The following is a 16,021-nucleotide window of genomic DNA, read 5'->3' as shown; positions in this document are numbered from 1 at the left end:
ATAAATCCCGGAGTTGATTTTAAGTGCCGCTTTATGCATACTTTCAGCATGGATTGTATATTTCAAATGTCGAAGTATAGTTTCTCCGTAATTGCTGATGGATCGCCGCATGCTCGTATTTTCGGATGAAAATTTGGAGGTGATACATCGGTCAGGATCATCTCCCTATCTTCTCGTCACCTTCAACGAGATGGAAATGAAGGCGAACGGCAGCCGCTTCTGGGGGCAGCGGCTCTGCGAGAAAGCCGACATTTCGGCGCTTGGCTTCATCAGCCGACGGCCGAACTGGTTTCCGGCGGCAAGCGTCGTCAAGGCGGTCGAGGCGATCGCGCCCATCCTCCGCGCAGCACCGGAGCGGATCCTTTACGGGCACTCACAGGGCGGCTACGCGGCGTTGCGGTATCGAAGGCGCTTCGACGCCACCGTTGCCATCGCTTTTTGCCCTCAGGTCTCGATCGATCCGAAGGCTGTTCCTTTCGACGGCAGGTTTGCACGCCATTTCTCGCCCGACCTCCACGCCCATATGGGGATAGCGCCTGATCACGCAACCGGCCGCGCCTATCTTTTCTTCGATCCGTTCCACGCCGTCGATCACCAGCACGCGGCGCGAATCGCGACGTTGCAAGAGAAGACTCGCCTCGTGCCGGTCCACATGACAGGCCATGGCACCGTTCGGGCGTTCACCGGAACGGCACGCGCCCTGTCGCTGATCGAGGCCTGCCGCGAAGACGATCTTGCGGGTCTGCGCGCTCTGGCCCGTGCAGCCCGGGTCAAGGCGCCGATGCGCCCCTATCAGATCGCTGTGACGGCGATCGCCCGGCATCGGGCTTGGGCCGACCTGTTTCATGCACGCTTCGGCCCGGATTTCTCTCCTATCGAGCGAGTAAACTTCCTCTATCATCGGGCCAACCGGCACATTCGCGACGGTGAGCTTGCGACGGCGCGGAGCATGCTTGTGGACGCCATGACATATCAGCCGGAAAATACTGGCTTCGCCCGCCGGATAGCGGAACTGGACAACCGTATCGCGCGCGCCGCGCATTCGTAATCCAATGTTGCCGAGCGTCGTTAAAGCGCGTGCGCGAGAGGCGCGGGGCTCTCGGTTATCGCGGCATCGAGCTTGCGCCGCAGCAGGGTGCGATAGAGTTTGACGTGTTCTTGCGCGCAGGCGAGGCGGTCGGCGGGTTGTCGCATGGAACCGCGCAGCCGCTCCCAGATCTGGCGATCACCCAAGACCTCGACGATGCGGTCCGCGAGATCCTGGCTGCTGCCTGCGCGAAAGTGCAGGCCGTCCTTTCCGTCACGCACCTTTTCGGCCATCCCGCCGATGTCGGAGCAGATCATCGGCCTGCGATGGAGCAGGGCCTCCTGGATCACGACGGGCGAGTTTTCCCACCAGACGGACGGCAGAACCACCCAATCGACCGAACGCATGAGGCGCGGCACGTCCGCGTTCTGGTAAGCGCCGTAGAAACGGACGCGGTGGCCGGCGTCCGCGATGAGCGTCTTCATCCGCTCCTGGAATTCGATCGGCTGTCGCTCGAGGTTGCCGCCGAAGATCATCAGGCAGGAGTCTTCGCCCCATATCTCCTTCGGGATGCGCGAAACGGCGTCGATCAGGAGGTCGGCTCCCTTGAACGGCGTCATTTGTCCGAAATAGGCAAAGCGGTTGCGGCGCGGTTTGGAACCTTGCGTTTCTCGCGCCGGCGCAGCTGCTTCCACGGCGATGCCGTTCTCGATCACGCTGAGCTTGTCCTTTTCGATGCCCCATGCGGCGTAGCGCTCCGCCAGAAACCGGCTGGGGGAGACGAAAGCGTCGGCAAGGCCAAGCATCCCACGCGCAAACAACTCCCGCTTCAGGAAGCGTGAGACGGGGATGTCGGGAAAGCAGCCGTGGCAGGCGACGGGGGATGCCGTTTCGCAGAGCTGACCGGAAGGCAGTTTCACCATCTGCCCGTGATTATGGCACATCGACAGGTATTCGTGGAAGGTGACGATTATGGCCGCGTGCGGAAACGCTTCTCTAAGGGCGTAGAGCGCTTCGAGGCCGATACCGAGAACATGATGGAAATGGATGACATGCGGCCTGAGATCGCGCGCGAACCGCAAAAGGTCCCGGCTGATCGCCTGGGTATCGCCGTTGGACAAAAAGAAGTGGTCGTAGTCGTCCGCGTGGAACAGCAACTCGTCCTCGGCAAGGCGAAGGCTCATCAGCGCCGACGAGGCATGCCGCGGGACCGGATGACCGACCCGGGCGAGGTAAACCGACTGCACATTCGGCAACGCGTTCAGGCCGCGATGCAGGTTGTGAGATGCGATTTCTGCCCCGCCGAGCGAAACCGTCGGGTGCGCATGCGAAACGACAAGGACGCGAAGCTGCTCGTTCATGCGGGCCTCTTTTCCGGGTGCTTTTCAACGGTGAGGATAGGCAACCATTGGCTCTTGAAGATCTTTCGATCGATCTCTTCCACCAGAGCCGCCATTGCCGGGCTGTCGCCCTCGCGTGCGTCGTCGCAGCCCCACATCTGCACGGATGGCAGCAGATAGGAGTCAAACCCGGAGCGGCTGAGACGCAGGCCGAGATCCAGGCCCTTTTCCTGCGCGCCCAGATAGCCGCCGGAAAAGCCGCCCGCGCGCAACAGGGCATCGCGGGGCATGACGCAGCACTCGAGCGAGGCCGCCGCGATACGGGTCAGCTTCATGTCGGTAACCGCTTTGAGAGGATATCCGGTATAGCGGCCCACGACGGGTTCTTCGCAGTTGCCGTCATCGATCCAGCTTCCCGCCCAGCGAATGGAATGGTCCTCATAAACTAGGACGGGCGAGACGACGCTTCCTTCGAGCGTCGCGGCCGTGGCCAGGAGCTTGCCATACCAGCCTGTTCCGTGCGGGATCAGTGAGGCGGAGAGCGACACGATCGTTTCACAGGAGAGTGCTTGCGCGCCGGCTTCCAGCATGTCGTAGACGTCGCCCGTTCCCTTGGCCGATACCAGCCTGGCCGAAAGGCCATAGAACCGCGCGAGTTCCCTGAGGCGAGCCGCCTGCCGGCGAAAGCGCTCCGCAGGCATGGCGATCACGATCGGCGTGCGCCGGGTCTCCGGATCGAGCGCAAGCAAGGCCAGCAGCGGGGAAATGTCCTCCTCGCCCTCCACGGCGCCGATGACGATCGGCGGGCTGCTTTCCTCATCGAAGGAGCCGGCATCCAGGATCGTCTCGATGACCGGCCTTGACCTTCCGGATTGTCCGAGGAACGGGACAATTTGTGTATCGACGATCGCCGGCAGCGCATAGTTGGCAGGATCGATGGAGCCGATCTGGCGCAATGCCGCCAGGCGCGCAGAAACCCGCGTCGGTTTCACCGGCAGAAACGCACGGCGCGAATCGTGCAACGTGAGTTCGAAGTAGAGGGGCGCACCGGGATCTTCACCTGGCAATTGGGCGTGGGTGATGAAGCCATGCGCGCGCTGTTCGCTCCGAAGGCTCGGTGTGAAGTGCTGCTGGTCGTTGAAACTGTCCGTGACATCGGGGCGATCGAAACGCGTCCAGCGCTCGTCGAGGCGAGCCGCGGCATCGCGTCGGCGCAACCTTACCGTTCCGACGTGGCCGTCGGGGTCATAAAGCCAGCCGGAGACGAGCAGGTTTCCTCCATCGGCCTCAAATATGCTGTCTATTCCCATCCGGACGGGATAGGGCAGGCTGGAGACGGTTTCTTTGCCCTCAAAGCTGTTGGCGGCTGTTCGCAGGGACAGGAGCACGTCCGGAGTGCCTTGGGTCTTCAGCAGAATCGACCGGATGTGTTCGGGCGTTTCCAGCGGGCCGGCGATGCGCTTTCGGGCGTGAACCGCAACATACCTCCAACCGGCGCGCCCCCGAAACACCAGACCTTCGATGTCTAGAGCGCGGGCAGCCTGGCTGGCCTCGATAAGGCCGACAAAACCAGAAGCGCCATCGGGAGCGTCCGGGCGGGGAAAGATGGCGATACCGCACTCCGCGACCACCGGTGTCATATTGCCGACCAAGGAGACCCGGCAAGGCCCCGGCGCCATGCCGCGGCTCCAGCCCTGCAGGAGTGTGGCACCGTCATGGCTCTCACCAATCAACTCGATAAAACCATCGCTGGCGTGGGCTGCCTGCAAAAGCGCGGTTATGGTGAGAAGTCTGCGGCGGCTGACATTGCCGACCATCAGAGCGTCCACGAGCCGGTTGAGGACGGCGGCTGACTGAGATCCCGCGGACTCGATCACAAGAGCGGCTATTTCCTCCGCGGAGGCAAGCCGGGGCGCAAAGATGTAGCGGGCGCCCGTCTCCTCCTCTCCGAACCGGATCGTGGTCATGGCCAGGTCCGTGCCCACAGCCGGAAGGAGCGCTGCGAAGCCTTGCCTGGCCCGCGGTGAGGATGCGGCCAATCGCCATTCCGAGACAAACAAGCTTTGCGTGACTGTTTGATCCTCACCGAGGCCGACCACCACGTCGCCGGCCGTGACACGGCCAAGGCCGATGATCAGCAAGGTCGTCTCGTCGATGCGGCAGCCGATAACCCTTCCAGAGCGCATTGCCCTGCTCACCCCATGCGCGCCTGCCGGGGGGCCAATGACAGCGGGGGATTGTTCCGTGATCAGCACGCCTTGCCCTCCCTGGGTCAGATTCTGGCAACCAGCACAAGGCTGGCGCCCACGGCAAATCCCACGAGAACGAACAGCAGCAGCAGCAGGGGCTTTATTTCGCCGTTTGCACGCTTGCGCAACGCATTCAGGTTCTTCTCCATTCCTGCCACAACCCCGTCCAGCCGCATCAGGTGGACATCGAGATCATTCAGCCGTTGGCTGATATCCACCTTGAGGCTTTCGACGGCGTTACCGATATCGGCCAGGCCGGCGGACTCGGTCTTGTCGGCATCGATTTCCGGTGCGCGCTGCAGCGAGCGCTGCGAGACCTGCAACTGCCGCTGCGACGCCATCAGCACATCGAGCTTATCGAGCACTTTCGCCAGCGGTGCGGCGATAAGAGCCTCGGCCGCCTGCTCGTTTGGCTGGGGAACGCGCAGGGCCTGCTCGGAACCGTTTCCATTTCGCGCCATGACGACAACATCGTTCGCCCTGGACTGGAGGGGATCGGGCAGTACGATTTCAAAAGCGTGTTTGCCGTCGCCGATCCCGTTGCGACGCAAGTCGGGACGATTGCGATCGGCAACAGCCTCGGCGATCACCTTGCCATCGAGCAGGACGCGAATGGTCAGCCGTTGATCCGGCGCCATCGGGTCGAATGCCCAGCCGAAGATCCTGCCCATGTCGACGGCATCCACCCGGCCGTTCATCGGCTTGGCGTTGTCCTGTTCGGATGCGGCATCCGGTCGTTCAGCGGGACTGGTCATACGCTCTCCAATACCTGAACCTGTGCCGTCTCCATCCACTTCAGGTAGCGGCGGGCGGTCGTGTCGATGTCGTCGGGCTTGCGAGCGTTTTCGGAGAGCTGGCGCAGCAGGTTCGGCTCTTCCACTATGGTCCGCATCGCCGCGGCGAGCGCTCGGGCATCGTTGGGTGGAACAGTCAGGCCGTTGACGCCATGCTCGACCATCTCGGCCATTCCCCCGATATTGCTGGCGATGACCGGACGGCCCTGAGCCTGGGCTTCCTGAATGACAAGCGGCGCGTTCTCCCACCAGACGGAAGGAACGATGGTGCAATCGACCGCGGCCACCAGATCGGCAATATCTTCGCGTCGGTAGGGGCCTCGGGCCTGCACGGAGTCTGACGTTTCGGTAAAGCGCCGATTGATCTCATCGACAAAGGCTTCGCTCTGGAAGGGCGCTCCGCCATGGACGCGAAGTTCGAAATCAAGGCCATCGGCCAGAAGCTGGCGCGCGGCGTCGAGCAATACGGTCACCCCCTTCCAGGGGTTCAGATTTCCGAAATACCCGAAGACCGGTTTGCCGCCCTGCAGCAGCTCTCTTCGCGCGCCGGCATTTCGGGTGGGAATACCATTGGGAATGACGCTGATCGTATCTTCGTCCAGTCCCCACCGCACGAAACGCTCCCGTAAAAAAGCGCTTGGCGAGACGAAGTGGTCGACCGTGCTCAAGAGGGCCTTCAGGTGGCGCTCACGCAAGGCAAAGCGATCGAGCGGAATGTCCTTGAAACAGCTATGGCAGCGGTCCGGGGTGGATTGGTGACAAAGCTCCTTGCTGCCGGTGCGCACCATCAGGCCGTCATGGTGGCAAATGGGGTAGTAGTCATGCAGCGTCATGACGATCTGGCAGTGGGGCAAGGTGCGGCGGACGATGTGGGGGAACTCGGCGCCCAGCAGCAGCAGGTGATGGAGGTGAACCACATCCGGCCGGAAATCGCGCAGCAAGTCTGTTATGTCAGGCACAACACCATAGAGGTCGATCTGACTCATGAAAAAGCGATCGAAGTGTCCGGACCACAGCAGGACCTCATCTCCCGCCGAGCCGATGCTCTGAAAGCTCGTGCCCGGCCTGGCTTCGCGATGGATCTGGTTCGTGGCGCCGAGAAACAGGGCTTCGTGCCCCTCGCGCTGGTAGGCACGAAACAGGTCGTGAGCAAATATTTCCGTGCCACCCGGGTGAAGGGACGGATGGTTGTGGGCTGCCACCAGAATGCGCTTGCTCATCGGCCATTTCCCCGGCGCTTCGCCACGATGAAGTCCTGATGGTGGCCGGCATTGGTGCCGCGCCAATGGCCAAGCGATTTCAGAGCGACGGAAAGGCCGGACCGTTCGAGCGCCTTGTCCAGAAAGCCGTCTTCGAAACCGACCGCGGCAAGCGGCGGCTGGTTGGGTACGAACCAGCATGGGCTTTCGCCATAGCGGCGGAAGGCGAGACGCGGATCGCGTCGCCCGTGTTCGTTTGCCGCCGCGATCCGGTCGACCACGAAGGCGGTCATGAACACGCGCCCGCCGGGCGACAGGATTCTGCGGACCTCGGCGAGGTAGACAAGGACCTCCGCGGGCGGCAGATGAGTGACCACGGAGGTCATGATGACGAAGTCGAAATGACGATCCGGAAAAGGAAGCCTCAAGGTCTTCCCGCTGATCTTGCCGTTCGGATTGTAGAGTTCGTGCGCGATGTCCAGTCGTTGGAAGGCGAAATTGGGATAGGCAGGCGTGATCGTTCGCTGGCACCAGTCAATACCGCCCTCGACCGGATCGATACCATCGTAGCGGCCCCCTTGCGGATCGAGATATTGGGTGAGCGGTACGGCCATCCGGCCGATACCGCACCCGATGTCAAGCACGCGGCTGTCTTCGCGCAGACCGCCGATGCGAATGAAGTAGCCGAGAAACTCCGCTCCTATCGCGCGAAAATCCCCGTCTCCCACGAAGACGTTGGTGGATTCCGGTTGCGGCAGAAAGCGATTGCCCCGAACTGATTCGATCAGCCAGCGAACACGGTCTTCATCGATCAGCCGGGCCGGCCTGGTGGGGTTCAGGAGTGCCGCATCAGTCACGCCGCGTTCCTTTCCCGGATTTTCACACCCATGGCGGCGTGTCGATCATGGTCTCTATCGAGTTTGTCCGCCATCAGCGCCGCGATGTCGTCCTCCCAGCGCTGCGTGTGCAGCCATGAATTGTATTGGCTTGCAACGCCGCGCATGTAGTCCTGGCTGCGGCGGATCGAGCGACGCTCGAAATGATACAGGCACGCTGCCGGCTCATAGCCAATCTGGAGGCCGAGGCGACGGATCTTGAGGCACAGGTCGCTGTCCTCGTAGTCGCCGATCACGTAGTCCTCGGTAAACCCGCCGACGCGCTCGTAAGTATCCCTGCGGGTCACGAGGCAGGCGCCGGTAACGCCAGGAACGTCGCCGGCATGTTGCGCCGGCGCGTAATCGCCGGGCATGCCCTTGTGGAAATGGTGGTTCAGCCAGATACCACGCTGGTCGCGGCCGAAATACAGCCCGGCATGCTGCAGCGATCCGTCTTCGAAGATCAGTTTCGGGCCGACGGCACCCAGCTTGTTGCTGTCCAGCAGCGGTCGCGACAGCACCTGAAGCCATCCTGGCGCGCAAGGCACGACATCCGAATTGAGCATGACCAGTATGGCGCCACGTGCAAAACGTGCGCCGGCATTGCAAGCGCGCGCATAGCCGCCATTGCGATTCATGACGACCAGCTTCATCGACAGCCCGTGCAGAAGGTGCAGACCGCCCAGCATGTGCTCCGTCTCGTCCTGGATTTCCGGTGAATCGAGGACGAAGATGATCTCCGCATTGGCTGTGAGCCACGGGTCGGTGGCCATTCCCGACAGCTGGAAGCGCAGGAAATCAAGTACCTTGTAGAGGGGCACGACGATCGAAACGAGGGGTGTGGTTTCGGACAGGCTGTAGTCCTTTGTGCTGTCGACCTCTATGGTCCTGCCCAGTCGCCGTTCTATGTCCTGCAGGGCAGGGGCGAGAATCGTGCGGAAGGCACGGTCGACCGCATGCTGCGGCGGCACGGCGCGCAGGACATGGTTCCGTTGGGTCGCGGGCTCGAAAGGCTGTGGCGTCGGGATCAGCGGCTTGACCGCTCCCGAGGCGAGGCGCATCTGAAATCGCGGTTGCAGGAGCGGCCCGGGGGATTCCGACAGCGGCACCCAGGCGACGAAACCGGTCACGTCGGTCTTGCTCTTCTCATCCTTCCCTTGCGCCCATGCCGGAAATTCGTAGCTGTTGCCGTCGAGTGGCACGGCCGTGCCGTCCTCCTTGACGTAATCGATGCCGGCGAACGCGGATGACGGCGCGTGGAACCAGCCGCCGGCCAGCAGGCCATCGTCGAGCGCCAGGGCGAGATCGACCTCACCTGACGGATGCATCGTTGACTTGGCAATCCGGCTTGTCGCCAGCGGTGCACGAACTTGAAGGTCGATCGCCGTGGCGGCGCCGCTTTCCGGCAACGTGGCCAATCGACGGACAATCATTTCGCGCAGTTCCACTGCCTCGGGGTTTTTGCTCCACCAACTCTGAAGGCTGGGATGGCGAGACTTGCCGTCGGCAAGCTGGCGAATGGCGACGCCGTTCTTGCTCAGGAGGACGATGAGAAAAGGAGGGGAAGGGAAAGGCGCCTCTGCGATGAAATGGCACGATTGCAGGCCGTTTTTCGCGTTGCGGCCGAGGACAAGCCTTACGGCCATGCGTGTAATCGAAGCTGCGCCGATCGCATAGATCGCCGTGACATCGCCCAGATCCGGATTGATAGCCGTCTCGATCAGGTGACGCCCTTGCGCAATCTGACAGACGATGCTGGCGGCCTGCGGTTCGGGCACGAGGGCATGAAGGGCGTCTTCGACCACCATGTTGAAAAGGTAGTCGCTGGCGATGCGGAAGGCGCTTCGCCACACGGTCAGCAGGTTGTTGACGAACTTGATGCGGGCATCCGGCGCGAGATCCGCGAACAGTGCCTCCACATCGAGGGGCGCGAGCGTGCGCGCCGGCTGCATCACGATGGTCTCGGCGGTTCTGCCGTGTTCCGTGCAAATGTCCACACTCACCGGCTGCTTTTCCGGTCTCATCGCCCAGAACATGCGCTGTCTTCCGTTGCCGAGCGGCAGCATCATGCTGACGAGCGGTATCGGCGACCGATCCATGGACAACAGGCACTTTGTGGTGGCGGGAAGGGACGGGGGGAGATCCCAGATGAGGACGGCCAGGTCCGCGCCGAGCCGAAAGATCTTTGCGTTTCTGAAAACGCCAGTGGCGTCTATCGATTCGTCGAACGTCACGCGCTACCCCTCTGGATCGGAGTTGCGCGCCCCACGGGAGGAGGCAGGGCGCGCAGAAATCATATTCAGTGAACGGTGAAGTAGTTCTCGGGATTGGCATGGATGTCGTCGGCATCGACATTGACCAATGTGAGCGTATCGCCATGGCCGAGATCGACGACGACATTGCCACCGACCTGCGTGACACGCGATGCCAGGTCTTCGGGCGAAGACACGTCGAGGCCATTGATGCCCTTCGAGATCTGCAGCAGATCCTCGCCCGCGTTGAAGTCCAGGATGACGTCATTCCCGCCGCCGCCGTCGAAGACGAAGACGTCATGGCCGGCACCGCCTACCAGGAGGTCGTTGCCAGCACCGCCATCAATGATGTCGGCACCATCGCCGCCATACAGTATGTCGGCGCCCTTGCCGCCGGACAGAAGGTCGCTTCCCTGTCCGCCGAGTAGGGTGTCGCTGCCCTTGTCGCCGTACAGAAGGTCGTCACCCCAGCCGCCGACGAGATTGTCATTCCCGTCTTCGCCGTTCAGCAAGTCGCTGCCGTCGCCGCCGAACAGGGAATCGTGTCCCTTTCCGCCGAACAGCAGGTCGTCACCGTCACCACCGAACACGAGGTCGTGCCCGTTGCCGCCGCTCACGAAATCATCGCCACCATGGGCGCGAATGAAGTCGTTAAAGCGGGAGCCGAACAGGGCATCGTCGTATGCTCCGCCTTCCAATGTGGCCATCTGCCTCTCCTCTTCGGATTGATATCCATGCGTCTCGGCGCAGGGTGCGACGATTTCGCTCATGAACTGTGCACTGCAAAAAAACGAAGCGCAAGCATATCTTGGAGCTAAAATGTCATGTCTTGAGAAATATATTTCCCAAATTGAATCTTATTGGCACATTGTTTCGATAGTTGCCGGGTTTATAAAGTAATATGCCAATATTTTACTTAGAAATAACTTCAAAATTTGAAACATTTTCTGCTGTGCAGCATTCTATTCAGCTGAAAGCTAGTCTTCCCTGAATGCGCGATGGAAGCTCTCGAGGACGGGAGACGTGATGTAGTCGATTGCACGGCGTGCCTCGTGGATGATCAGCACCTCAGCGGGCATGCCGGGATAGAGGCGGACATCCGGGTTTGCCTTCAGCGATGACGGGTCGAGTTTGGCACGCGCGACGAAAAATGCACTGTTCGACTTTTCATCGACCGACTGATCCGCGGCGACATATGTGATGGTGCCTTCCATCGGCAGGCGGGAGCGTTGATTGTAGGCCGTCAGCCGGACTTGCGTATGCGAGCCCACGGCGATGCTGTCGATGTCGCGAGGATTGACGCGCATTTCGACCAGCAGGGGTTCGTTTTCCGGAACGATCTCAAGCAGCGGCTGGCCGGGCGTGACGGCGCTGCCGGGGGTGCGCAGCAGGATGTTGCTGATGATGCCGTCCTGCGGAGAGCGAATCTCAAGGCGCCGCAGCACGTCCTTCGAAGCGGTGATCTGCTCTTCGACATCCGCGAGATCGATGCGCGCCGTGGTGATTTCGCCGGCAATCGTCGACTGAAAGTCGCTTTCGATCCCGGTCAGCGCAAGCTGTGCGCCTGCTGCGGCTTTTTCGGCCTGGGCCCTGTTGCCGACCAGTTCCCCCCGCTCCCTCGCAAGCTCGCTGAGCTTGGAGTCGATCTCGATGAGTTGCGTGCGCGGTATCGCGCCTTTTTTCACCAACGTTTCCGTTGCTGTCCGATGCTCTTTGATGAAACCGATCTGCTGGTCGGCCGCCTCGATCTGGATGCCGAATGACGTTGCCAGCTCGAGGTGCTCCTCGATGGTCTTTTGCTGGACGTCGACACGCCCGACCTTGGTCTCGCGCCGCTTTTCGAAAAATATCGTCTCCGCCCTGACGGCGTCATCGACAGTAGCGTCCCGGATGTCACCCAAATCGCCTGGAAAGCTGATTTGCGGCATCTCAGTCTGCTCGGCTTTCAATCGGGCCAATTTCGCGATCAGACCAATGCGTCGGATTCGGAGCGACTGCAGGCTGGAACGGGCTCGCGTATCCTCCAATTCGATCAAGGGCTGGCCGGCGGCAACCTTGTCGCCCTCCTGAACGAGCAGTCGGCTCATCACGCCGCCTTCGAAATGGCTGATGGTCTTTCGTTTCGAATCGACGATGACCGTGCCGTTGGCGACCGTCGCGCTGCTGAGCTCGACCGAAAACGCCCAGGCAAAAAAACCACCGAAGGACACGAGGATCGTCGCGAGCCCCGCCACGACAAGACGACGGAGCGGCGAAAGGCCGTCAAACCGGTCGAATTCCAAGTTCGACGGGCCGATATCCAGCGACGCCGGCTGATGTCGCTGGAGGCGACGTTCGGAGAGATCGGCGCGGACCGCAAGGGGGTTCTTTTCAGTCATATCGCGGCTACCTCGCGGTGTGGTTCGCCCGGTATCGTGGTTGTAACCACGGCCGTTCGCGGTCCGAACTGCGTGATGCGGCCGTTTTCGAGCACGAGCAGCTTGTCGGCGACCTGCATGATGGCCGGTCTGTGAGCGATCATGATAACGATGGCGCCGTCGTCGCGGGCACGCTGGATTGCGCGAATAAGGGCCCGCTCGCCGATCGCGTCCAGGTTTGCGTTCGGCTCGTCGAGCACGATGAGGCGAGGCTGGTTATAGAGGCAGCGCGCCAACGCTATGCGCTGCCGCTGCCCTCCGGAAAGGGTCAGATGTCCGTCGCCGACGGGTGTGTCATAGCCGAGTGGCAGGCGCCCGATCATTTCGTGGATGTCGGCCAGCCGCGCCGCCTCCAGCACCTTGTATGGATCGCTGTCCGCCATTCGCCCGATATTTTCTCGAATGGTGCCTTCCAAAAGCGAGACGGATTGCGGCAGATATCCGACCACCTGGCCGAAAGAGCCGCGCTCCCAGAGATAGGTATTGTTGCCATCGAGGAAGACGCCGCCGGAGGTGGGGCGCAAGATGCCGACCAGCAGCCGCGCGAGTGTCGATTTGCCGGCCGCGGAAGGACCGATCACGCCCAGAACCTCGCCCGGAGAGAGCGAGAAGGAAATGCCCTTGATGATGGGCACATCCAGTCCCGGGGCCGCGTAGACGAGCTTGTCGACCACGATGTCGCCCGACGAATGCGGCGTGTGCATCGTCTGGCGGATTGCACCGTCCGCCTTGAGAAGGGCCTCGAGACGACGCCAGCCGGCGATCGCCAGCACCCATTGCCGCCAGTTCTCGATGATCGAATCGAAGGGGATCAGGAGGCGTCCGACAAGAATGCTCGATGCCATCATCGCGCCGGGCGTGATTTCCTGCTGCAGCACCAGATACGCTCCGGCTGCCAGGGTCATGATCTGGATGGAATAGCGCAGGCTGCGGGTGATGGACGACATCGCCTTGCTCCTGGTTCCACTCGTCTCGAAGGCGCTGAGAGCCTGCAGTTGAAGGGCGCGCCAACGGGCCGCCAGCGCTGGCAGCATGCCCATCGCCTCGATGGCCTCGGCATGTCGCAGCGAAGCGCCAATCTTGGACACGGCCTCGATATTTGTTTGATTCGCTTCCTTGGTGAGTTCGTGCGTCAACATGTACGTGACCAGGCCGCCGCAAATGAGCAGTGCGGCGGAGACGGCTCCGATAAGTCCAAAAAGCGGATGCAAGAGGAAAAGGGCGCCGAGGAAAATCGGTGACCAGGCAGCGTCCAGGGGTGCGGTGACCGCTGACGAGGTCAGGAAGCTTCGCAATTCTGCGATGTCCCGAAGCGACTGGCTGGCGCGTGACAGGCCCTGATCGACGGAAGCCTGAACGGCTGCGGCCAGGACAGGCATATTCAACCGACGCACGAGCGCGCCCCCGATGGCTTGGAACGAGAGGGCACGGATGAATTCCAGAACACCGAGCACCACAAGGGCGCCGACGGCCAGGATGGTGAGCATGGTGAGCGTATCCATGCTCTGGCTGTTGAGTACCCTGTCATGAACCTGCAGCATGAACAGAGGCATCGTCAGTTGTAACAGATTCAGGCACACGCTCAGTGCCGCTGCATAAAGCAGCCCCGACAGAAATACACGCTTTGCTTGCGAGATCAGCAACCCCGAGCTGTCTTGGTTTTTTCCTCCCCGCATTTGCCCCTTGCTTCTTGTCTCATTTTGAACAGTATCGCGCATGGCAATTTGCCCCGAGTTAACGTTAGATCAATCAGTTGGAGGAGGTATTTGGTTATAGCTAAGCCGAAGGATAGTATTGCTTCGGCCAATCTGGCACATAACGGAGGGCTTGTGCAAGCTCAGGGGAATCGGGGGGAATGAGCGTAGTTGAAGATTACTTCAATTTTTGAAGTATTTTCCTGAAACGGAGAGTGGGATGAAAGAAGAAGTTGTGCTTAGTTTGCCCGTAGAGCTGAACGGCGAACTAACGGTTCAGGCGGGCCAGGCAGCACAGACAGACCCTAGGCATCCTCAGGATGCCGAATTTGGAGACCTCCAACAGGTTACATATTTCGAGCTCGCTCGCCTCATGGAGCGGGCAAGCCGTCGTTTCTCGGGCCTGATCCGCGCCGAGCTGACCAAGCTTCGTGTAGACGATATCGGGCCGGCACAGGCGATGATCCTGCTGGCAATCGGCGATTCGGAGCTGTCGGTCGCCGAGCTTCTGGATCGTGGCCATTATGTCGGCTCCAACGTTTCCTATTATCTGAAGCAGCTGGGCGATGGCGACTACATCGATCGCGTTGCCTCCCAGCGCGACAAGCGGTCCGCGCGCATCAAATTGACGGAGAAGGGACGGCAGCTCAGGGCAAATCTCCGCGACGCGGCGATGGCCTATGAGCGGGCGGTGAATCGTGGCGACCAGGACCAGCGGATGCTTGAGACGGTCTTCCAGACACTGCACCAGCTCGAACTGGCCTGGGGCAGCGCTTCACGGTACGGCGTCTAGGTGGTGAGTGATGCCGTGCACCCGGCAGCGGCGGGCTAGACGCGATGCACGTGGCGTTTGTTCATCGACGGGGTTTCGGTCAGTTCGCCGCCTTGGCCGCTCAGCTCGCGCAGGCGGGCAATGAGGTTAGCCTCATTACCGAGACCATAGACCAGAAGATCCCATCCGTTCGCGTCGTTCGACATCGCGCGGAATCGGGCCCGCGCGCAGATCCGCATATGGCCCGACACATGGGGACTCCCGATCACCATGCGCGAATCGGCCATCGCGTCGCCGAAACGCTCGACGCGATGGTGCGGCAAGGGCTGGTGCCCGACATTGTCGTTGGCCATATCGGTTGGGGAAGCATGATGTTCTTGAAGGACGTGCTGCCGCGGGTGCCGGCGTTGGGGTATTGCGAGTTCTTTTACCGATCGGAAGGGGCAGACATCGGGTTCTCCCCCGACGATCTGCCCGATCTGGAGACGCGCAAGAGGCTGCGGCTGCGCAACATCGCGCAGCTCCTGTCCCTTGACGCCATCGACGCCGGCATCAGCCCCACCCATTGGCAGAGAAGTCTGTACCCCGCCGACGCCCAGGGGCGCATTTCGGTATGTCACGAGGGAATCGATACGGCGCGGTTTCGACCGGATCCGACAGCTTCGCCCACGCTTCCGGACGGACGTGTGCTCAGCGCCGGTGGCCCTCCCATCGTCACCTTTGTCGCGCGCGACCTTGAGCCGTATCGCGGATTTCCACAGGTTTTGGAGGCTGCCGCCAAGGTTGTGCGCCAACGCCCCGATGCGTTGTTCGTTTTCGTCGGAGGGGATGGCATCAGCTACGGTGTGCCGCCGCCCGGCGGCGGGGCTTGGAAGGATCATCTCCTCAAGTCCCTGGACATACCGCGGGAGAACATCCTCTTTCCCGGCGCAGTGCCGCATTCGGTTTTGCGGCAGCTTTACCAGATTTCGTCCGCGCATCTCTATCTGACCTATCCGTTCGTTCTGTCCTGGTCGGTGCTGGAAGCGATGGCCTGTGGCGCCCTGGTCATCGGATCGGACACGGCGCCCGTCCAGGAGGTTATACGCTCCGGCCGGAACGGCCTGCTGGTGCCGTTCTTCGATACGGACGCACTCGCTGAGGCCATTCTCGGCGCCCTGAAGGATCCGGAACGCCATTTTGGGATGCGTGCAGCGGCGCGCCGGACGATCGAGAGGCGTTTTCGACTGGCGGACTGCCTCGACCGACAGCAAAATCTTCTTGAAAAACTGATCGGAAAATCGCTTCGTGGCAATGTGGATGCCGTAGCATGATTATTACTTTGATTTTTTAAGTATATATGAAATATATTTCTTTATATCGGTTGAATTTTGTTATTGTGCACTGCAATGTTAGTTGTTAG

Annotated in this window: 12 protein-coding genes; 3 read left to right on the top strand and 9 right to left on the bottom strand. The window is 61.2% G+C overall.

The window, feature by feature from the left end; genetic code table 11:
- Nucleotides 1–109: 109 nt before the first annotated feature.
- Complete coding sequence (locus tag PMI07_RS05005; RefSeq protein WP_007771173.1) at nt 110–1,048, top strand: hypothetical protein; 939 nt, start codon at nt 110–112, stop codon at nt 1,046–1,048.
- Between the two features lie 20 nt (nt 1,049–1,068).
- On the opposite strand, the gene PMI07_RS05000 is transcribed toward PMI07_RS05005, so the two are convergent.
- The 9 genes from PMI07_RS05000 to PMI07_RS04960 all read right to left on the bottom strand — a co-directional run bounded on the left by PMI07_RS05000 (nt 1,069) and on the right by PMI07_RS04960 (nt 13,871).
- On the bottom strand, nt 1,069–2,388 hold the full coding sequence (locus tag PMI07_RS05000; RefSeq protein WP_007771175.1) for a glycosyltransferase family 4 protein: 1,320 nt from the start codon (nt 2,386–2,388) through the stop codon (nt 1,069–1,071).
- Entirely contained in the window at nt 2,385–4,553 is a 2,169-nt protein-coding gene (locus PMI07_RS04995; protein ID WP_051484078.1) for a hypothetical protein, read from the bottom strand. The genes PMI07_RS05000 and PMI07_RS04995 overlap by 4 nt, the downstream gene beginning before the upstream one ends.
- An 86-nt stretch (nt 4,554–4,639) precedes the next feature.
- The gene (locus PMI07_RS04990; RefSeq protein ID WP_007771177.1) at nt 4,640–5,371 is read right to left on the bottom strand and encodes a hypothetical protein; all 732 of its coding nucleotides are present in this window, start codon (nt 5,369–5,371) and stop codon (nt 4,640–4,642) included.
- Nucleotides 5,368–6,630 (bottom strand): glycosyltransferase family 4 protein, encoded by a 1,263-nt coding sequence (locus PMI07_RS04985; protein WP_007771179.1) that lies wholly within the window; start codon nt 6,628–6,630, stop codon nt 5,368–5,370. Before PMI07_RS04985 ends, PMI07_RS04990 begins: the two co-directional genes overlap by 4 nt.
- Nucleotides 6,627–7,466, bottom strand: coding sequence for a class I SAM-dependent methyltransferase (locus tag PMI07_RS04980; protein WP_007771180.1), 840 nt, complete (start codon nt 7,464–7,466; stop codon nt 6,627–6,629). The genes PMI07_RS04985 and PMI07_RS04980 overlap by 4 nt, the downstream gene beginning before the upstream one ends.
- Nucleotides 7,463–9,718 carry a glycosyltransferase family 2 protein gene (locus PMI07_RS04975; RefSeq protein WP_007771185.1) on the bottom strand — a complete coding sequence of 752 codons (2,256 nt, stop codon included), beginning with the start codon at nt 9,716–9,718 and terminating at the stop codon, nt 7,463–7,465. Before PMI07_RS04975 ends, PMI07_RS04980 begins: the two co-directional genes overlap by 4 nt.
- A gap of 65 nt (nt 9,719–9,783) precedes the next feature.
- Nucleotides 9,784–10,443 carry a calcium-binding protein gene (locus PMI07_RS04970; RefSeq protein ID WP_007771188.1) on the bottom strand — a complete coding sequence of 220 codons (660 nt, stop codon included), beginning with the start codon at nt 10,441–10,443 and terminating at the stop codon, nt 9,784–9,786.
- 270 nt (nt 10,444–10,713) lie between these two features.
- The gene (locus PMI07_RS04965; RefSeq protein ID WP_007771190.1) at nt 10,714–12,114 is read right to left on the bottom strand and encodes an HlyD family type I secretion periplasmic adaptor subunit; all 1,401 of its coding nucleotides are present in this window, start codon (nt 12,112–12,114) and stop codon (nt 10,714–10,716) included.
- Nucleotides 12,111–13,871 (bottom strand): type I secretion system permease/ATPase, encoded by a 1,761-nt coding sequence (locus PMI07_RS04960; protein ID WP_037085233.1) that lies wholly within the window; start codon nt 13,869–13,871, stop codon nt 12,111–12,113. Before PMI07_RS04960 ends, PMI07_RS04965 begins: the two co-directional genes overlap by 4 nt.
- Nucleotides 13,872–14,067: 196 nt before the next feature.
- On the opposite strand from PMI07_RS04960, the gene PMI07_RS04955 reads away from it, so the two are divergent.
- Together PMI07_RS04955 and PMI07_RS04950 are read left to right on the top strand one after the other, a co-directional pair.
- A complete protein-coding gene (locus PMI07_RS04955; protein ID WP_007771192.1) occupies nt 14,068–14,640 on the top strand; it encodes a MarR family transcriptional regulator in 573 nt (190 codons plus the stop codon).
- Between the two features lie 44 nt (nt 14,641–14,684).
- Nucleotides 14,685–15,932: a glycosyltransferase family 4 protein gene (locus PMI07_RS04950; protein ID WP_007771193.1), complete on the top strand. Its 1,248-nt coding sequence runs from the start codon at nt 14,685–14,687 to the stop codon at nt 15,930–15,932.
- Nucleotides 15,933–16,021: the final 89 nt, after the last annotated feature.

It is taken from the genome of Rhizobium sp. CF080 (assembly GCF_000282095.2).
In the GTDB taxonomy this organism is placed as follows: domain Bacteria; phylum Pseudomonadota; class Alphaproteobacteria; order Rhizobiales; family Rhizobiaceae; genus Neorhizobium.
This window is presented reverse-complemented; position numbering and strand designations above follow the sequence as displayed.